The organism is Pseudomonas sp. GW821-FHT01A09, from assembly GCF_058986725.1.
This window is the reverse complement of the sequence record NZ_JBYSWB010000064.1, coordinates 1-2,649: the sequence shown is the minus strand read 5'-3', so window position 1 is coordinate 2,649 and position 2,649 is coordinate 1. Positions and strand designations below refer to the sequence as shown.

1 protein-coding gene is annotated in these 2,649 nt (G+C 67.3%); it reads left to right on the top strand.

Going from position 1 to position 2,649, the window contains the following annotated elements; translation table 11 throughout:
- The coding region (locus tag AC3WJP_RS29025) for a two-partner secretion domain-containing protein (RefSeq protein ID WP_493735704.1) at positions 1–2,649 on the top strand (2,649 nt) is incomplete at both ends.

The window sequence follows — 2,649 nt, the reverse complement described above, 5'->3', positions numbered from 1 at the left end:
TGGCGACATACTGATCGATGGCGCCGGAATCAACGCCGACAACCTCGACAGCTTCGAGGTCATTACCCGCTCGGCCAGGATCAACGGGCAGATCCACGCCCGCGATGTCGCCGTGATCGCTGGGCGCAATGACGTCGATGCACACACCTTGCAGGCCACCCCACGCGCCGAGGACGGCAGTGCCAAGCCGCAGCTGGCCATCGACTCCAGCGCCCTGGGCGGCATGTACGCCAACACCATCAAGCTGGTCGGCACCGAAAAAGGCGTCGGCGTGCACATGGCCGGCGATATGGCCGCCAGCGCGGGCGATATCCAGATCGCCGCCAACGGCCAGCTGATCGTCGGGCAGATGGCGGCCCTTGGGGCGATCGCCGTGCAGGCCGACAGCCTCGATGCGCAGGGGCCGGCCTATGCCAGAAGCATCGATATCAAGACTGTCGGTGATCTGCGCAACCGGCAAAGCCTCGCTGCCCAGGACAGCATCCACCTCAGCGCGGGCGGCCAGCTGACCAACAGCGGCGTGATCGAAGTCGGCGTCAATGCCGACAACAGCCGCAACATCCACGGCGACCTGCACCTCAGCGCCCGCCAGATCAACAACGCCAAGGCCAGCGTGATCGCCAGCCGCGACCTGGCTGCCAGCGCCACTGGCACGCTGGACAACCGCGGCGGCCAACTGATCGGCAACGCGCAGCTCACACTGCACGTCGATCAACTGCTCAACGCCGGTGGCCTGATGGCCGGCTGGCAGGGGCTGAGCCTGATCGGTACGCACCTGGACAACCGCGCCAGCGGCACCCTTTCGAGCCGCCACGGCGATGTCAGGGTGCAGCTGAGCGGTGCATTACTGAACGGCAACGCCGGGGCCCTCGTCAGCGCCAAGGCCCTCAACGTCAGCGCCGCCAGCCTCGATAACCAAGGCGGCTTTCTGTCCAGTGTTGGCGAGCAGACCCTGACCGTCAGCGGCCTGCTCGACAACGGCAACGGTGGCTCGATCGACAGCGGCGCGGGGCTGGTAATCCGCGCCATGACCCTGGGCAACGCCCAGGGCACGGTCAACGTCCAGCAGGCGTTCAGCTTCACCGGCACCGATCTGGACAACAGCGCCGGCACCTTGGCCAGCAACGGCGGCATTACCCTCGACCTGCTCGGCGCCCTCACCAATCACAACGGCAAGCTCGGCGGCGCCGGCCCGTTGCTGATCACCCGCAGTGCCAGCGTCGACAACCGCGGCGGCACCCTGGCAGCCAATGGCGCACTCAGCGCTGTCGTCGAGCGCCAGCTGAGCAACGGCGACGGCGGCTTGATCCTCAGCCGTGCAGGCGACGTCAAAATCAGCGCCGAGCACTTCAGCAACCACGGCGGCACGCTTCAGGCGCACACCGACCTCAACCTCGATATCAGCGCTCGGCTCTCCAACCAGGGCGGCCGCATCAATGCTCGCAACGGCAACGCGACGCTGCGCCACGGCGCTTTCGACAACGGTGACGGCGGCCTTTACGCCCTGGGCAACATCAGCCTGATCGGCGACAGCTTCAGCAATGCCAGCGGTGGTCAGTTGGCCGGCCAGTCGATCGACATGACCCTCGCCGGCGCCCTGATCAACCGCGGCATCATCGAGAGCAACACCCGCCTCGCCGTGCAGGCCGCCAGTGTCGACAACCAGAACGGCCAGCTGCGCGCCCTGAGCAGCGGCGCCCTGAGCAACGACGTCAGCCGCCTGAACATCACCGGCCTGCTCGACAACCGCAACGGCATCCTGGAATTCGCCAACGCCGACCTCGACACGCACCTGGGCGACTTCCTCAACGAGGGCGGCCGCCTGCTTCATGTCGGTGGCGGCACGCTGGGCATGGGCACCGCGCAGCTCTTGAGCGCGGGCGGCAGCATCGTCAGCCGCGGCACGCTGACCCTGCAAGGCGACCACCTGGTCAACCGCACCGCGCTGCAAGCCGCGCGCATCAACGTGCTGGCGGATCGCTTCACGCAAGTCAGCAGCGGCCGACTCCTGGCGACCGAGCGCTTCACCGGCAGCGGCGTCGATTGGAGCATCGGCGGCACCCTCGCCTCCGATGGCAGCTTCAGCCTTGACCTCAGTGGCACCTACAGCGGCATCGGTACGCTCACCAGCCAAGGGGATTTCAGCCTCGCCGCGGCGCACATGACCCTTGCCGACAACGCCGTGATCGCCGGCGGCGGCCACACCCAGGTCAACCTTACCGGCCTGCTCACCAACGCCGGACGCCTGAGCGCCGGAACCCACCTGACCCTCAACGCCGCCAGCGTGCACAACAGCGGCAGCCTGGGCAGCGCCGGGCAGTTGATCGTCACCGCCAACAGCCTGGTCAACGAACGAGGCCTCATCTTCAGCGGCGCCGACATGGGCCTGCGCGTCGCGACCCTCGACAACCTCGACGGCGCCCTGTACAGCCTCGGCCACCTGCGCATCGACCGCGACGGCCAAGGCGCCCTGGCCGACCGCATCGTCAACAGCTCCGGCTCGATCCAGAGCGACGGCGCCATGGCCCTGCTGGCCAACAGCATCGACAACATTCGCACCCTGCTGACGCTCAGCGACCCGGGCGTGTACACCGCGCTGATCGAAAACATCCGCTGCATCGACACCGACTGTTCCGGTGGCAAACAGCA